General features: G+C 70.5%; 3 protein-coding genes. 1 reads left to right on the top strand and 2 read right to left on the bottom strand.

Translation table 11 applies throughout. The features are described from left to right. Positions 1 to 477, bottom strand: a 477-nt coding sequence (locus DPV74_RS40380) for a chromate transporter (protein ID WP_162923303.1), incomplete at its 3' end; no start/stop codon positions are given. Between the two features lie 96 nt (positions 478 to 573). Between DPV74_RS40380 and DPV74_RS40375 the strand changes: the two genes are divergently transcribed. After that, positions 574 to 1,458: a transcriptional regulator GcvA gene (locus tag DPV74_RS40375; protein WP_021163478.1), complete on the top strand. Its 885-nt coding sequence runs from the start codon at positions 574 to 576 to the stop codon at positions 1,456 to 1,458. Positions 1,459 to 1,497: 39 nt separating this feature from the next. Here DPV74_RS40375 and DPV74_RS40370 read toward each other — a convergent pair whose 3' ends face one another. Further along, positions 1,498 to 2,805 carry a solute carrier family 23 protein gene (locus tag DPV74_RS40370; protein ID WP_059523034.1) on the bottom strand — a complete coding sequence of 436 codons (1,308 nt, stop codon included), beginning with the start codon at positions 2,803 to 2,805 and terminating at the stop codon, positions 1,498 to 1,500. Between the last annotated feature and the right edge of the window lie 189 nt (positions 2,806 to 2,994).

Raw genomic sequence — 2,994 nt, 5'->3', positions numbered from 1 at the left:
CGCCGCGATGCCGGCCGCCGCGCGCGCGTGCCGCAGCGGCTTCGCGACCTTCACGGCCATCGCGACGAGCAGCCCGGCCGCCGCGGCGGCGAGCCCCGCGAACAGGTGCTGCACGCGCGGATCGTTCTGCGTCTTCGCATACAGCACGCCGAGCGCGACGACGACGAGCGTCGGGCCCGCGATCAGCCCGAGAATGGCGGCGAACGCGCCGGCCACGCCGCGAAAGCGCATGCCGACGGCCACCGACAGGTTGATCACGTTGCCGCCCGGCAGGAACTGGCACAGCCCGAGCAGGTCCGTGAATTCGTCGGCGGAAAGCCACTTGCGCTCGTCGACGATGGTGCGCCGCGCGAACGGCAGCGCGCCGCCGAACGACATGAGGCCAAGCGACAGGAAGCCGGTGAACAACTCGGCGAGGCCGATGCGGCGGGGGGACGCGGCCGGCGGCGGGGCGGCGGGCGGAAAGGCGGATTGCATGGGGCTCCTCATCAAACGGTGAACCGAGGTTACCGCCGTTCGGCAGGCCTGCAAAACGATTTTATCGGCGCGCCCTTGTGATCTAGAATCACAAGCATGGCACGCGATCTCCCGCCCTTTTCCGCGCTTCGGGCCTTTGAAGCCGCGGCACGACATGAAAGCTTCAGCGCCGCCGGCGACGAGCTGCATGTGACTCACGGTGCCATCAGCCGCCAGATCGCCGGGTTCGAGGCATGGCTCGGCAAGCCGGTGTTCCACCGCTACGGCAAGCGCGTGAAGCTCACCGACGAAGGCCGCCGCTACCTGGACACCGTGCGCGCGGCGTTCGACAGCATCGCGCACGCGACCGAGCAGCTGCGCAACACCGGCGCGGCGCGCGTGCTGCGCATCAACGCGCTGCCGACCTTCGCGATGAAATGGCTATTGCCGCGCCTGTCGCGGTTCCAGCGCGACGTGCCGAACGTCGAGCTGAAGCTGTCGACGTCGAACGCGCCGCTCGACGCGCTCGACGGATTCGACGTCGCGATCCGCCGCGGCCCCGGCCACTGGTCGAACTGCACGAGCGGCCACTTCCTCGACGAAAGCGTGATTCCGGTCTGCAGCCCCGCGCTGCTCAAACGCGCGCCGATCGCGCGCGCGGACGATCTCGCGCGCCACGTGCTGCTGCATTCGGATACGCGGCCGGAAGGCTGGCGCGACTGGTTCGCGGCGGCCGGCGTGACGATGAAGGGGCGCAAGCGGCAGTCGTTCGACCACTTCTACCTGGCGCTGCAGGCGGCCGTCGACGGGCTCGGCGTCGCGCTCGGCCCGTTGCCGCTGATCGACGACGAGCTCGCGAGCGGCCGGCTCGTGATGCCGCTGGCGGGGCCGCGCATCGCGACGCGCAGCTACTGGTGGATCGCGCCGCGCGCGCCGGCCGACGATCCGCTCGTCGCGCAGTTCTGCGCGTGGCTGCAGGCGCAGTCGAATACCGGCGCGTGAGGCCGCGCCGGCGGGCGGCATCGCGCCGCCCGCTCCCGGTCAGACCACCGGGCCCGGTTCCTTTTCCTTGCGCAGGATCGCGTACAGGATGATCGCGCCGAACGTCGCGGTGCCGATCCCGCCGAGCCCGAAGCCGCCGATCTTCAGCGAAAAGTCGCCGGCGCCGAGCACGAGCGTGACGGCCGCGACGATCAGGTTGCGGTTGTCGGAGAAGTCGACCTTGTTGACGACCCAGATCCGCGCGCCCGTCACCGCGATCAGCCCGAACACGACGATCGACACGCCGCCGAGCACGGGGCCCGGAATCGTCTGGATCACCGCGCCGAACTTCGGCGAGAAGCCGAGCACGATCGCGATCAGCGCGGCGACCGCGAACACGAGCGTCGAGTAGATCCGCGTGACGGCCATCACGCCGATGTTCTCCGCGTAGGTCGTCACGCCCGTGCCGCCGACGCTGCCCGACACGATCGTCGCGAGCCCGTCGCCGATGAACGCGCGGCCCACGTAGCGATCGAGGCTGGTGCCCGTCATCGCGCTGACGGCCTTGATGTGGCCGAGGTTCTCCGCGACCAGGATCACCGCGATCGGCGCGAGCATCAGCATCGCGTGCGGATCGAACACCGGCGCGCGGAAGCTCGGCACCCCGAACCAGGCCGCGTGCCCGACGATCGAGAAATCGATCGGCTTGCCGAGCCCCATCCCGTTGGTCGCGACCGCATAGATCGCGTAGGCGATCACGAGCCCGACGAGGATCAGCAGGCGCTGCACCATGCCGCGCGAGAACACGGCGACGCCGCCGACGCACAGCACCGTGACGAGCGCCATCACCGATTCGAAGGTCGATGCGGACACGCCCTTGACCGCGATCGGCGCGAGGTTGAGCCCGATCACCGCGACCACCGCGCCGGTCACGACCGGCGGCATCAGCGTCTCGATCCAGCGCGTGCCGATCGCCTGCACCAGCGCGCCGAGCGCGACGTACACGACGCCGCACGCGACGATCCCGCCGAGCGCGACCGGGATGTTCGGGTTCGGGCCGCTGCCGCCGTAACCGGTCACCGCGATCACGAGGCCGATGAACGCGAAGCTCGAGCCGAGGTAGCTCGGCACGCGGCCGCCGACCAGCACGAAGAACAGCAGCGTGCCGATGCCCGACATGAAGATGCACAGGTTCGGGTCGAAGCCCATCAGCAGCGGCGCGAGCACGGTCGAGCCGAACATCGCGACGACGTGCTGCACGCCCATCGCGACCATCTGCGGCCACGGCAGGCGCTCGTCGGGGCCGACCACGCGCGATGCCGCGCCGGTCGATTGCACCCGCCAGCGCGGGAAGTAGGAATCGGACATGGGGAAAAGGGCTCCTGTCGGTCGGTCGCCGGCTGCGGAGGATGCGCCGGTCTGGAATCTGGCGCGAGTTTACGGAGCGGAAATGGGGCTGGCAAGCAGACCGACACGCGGGCCGAGGCGCGGCGCCGGCAGGCGCGGGGCGCGGCCGGGTGCAGGCGAAACGGGGCACGATCGCGCGGCCCGGCTGCC

This window comes from Burkholderia sp. HAN2018 (assembly GCF_024704855.1).
Classification (GTDB): Bacteria; Pseudomonadota; Gammaproteobacteria; order Burkholderiales; family Burkholderiaceae; genus Burkholderia; species Burkholderia cepacia.
Note: the sequence above shows the minus strand (reverse complement) of the source record. Positions and strands in the feature narration are given on the sequence as shown.

Excerpts from the sequence above, each read along its gene's own strand:
- DPV74_RS40375 (WP_021163478.1), top strand. The coding sequence starts at position 574 with ATGGCACGCGATCTCCCGCCCTTTTCCGCGCTTCGGGCCTTTGAAGCC.
- DPV74_RS40370 (WP_059523034.1), bottom strand. The coding sequence starts at position 2,805 with ATGTCCGATTCCTACTTCCCGCGCTGGCGGGTGCAATCGACCGGCGCG.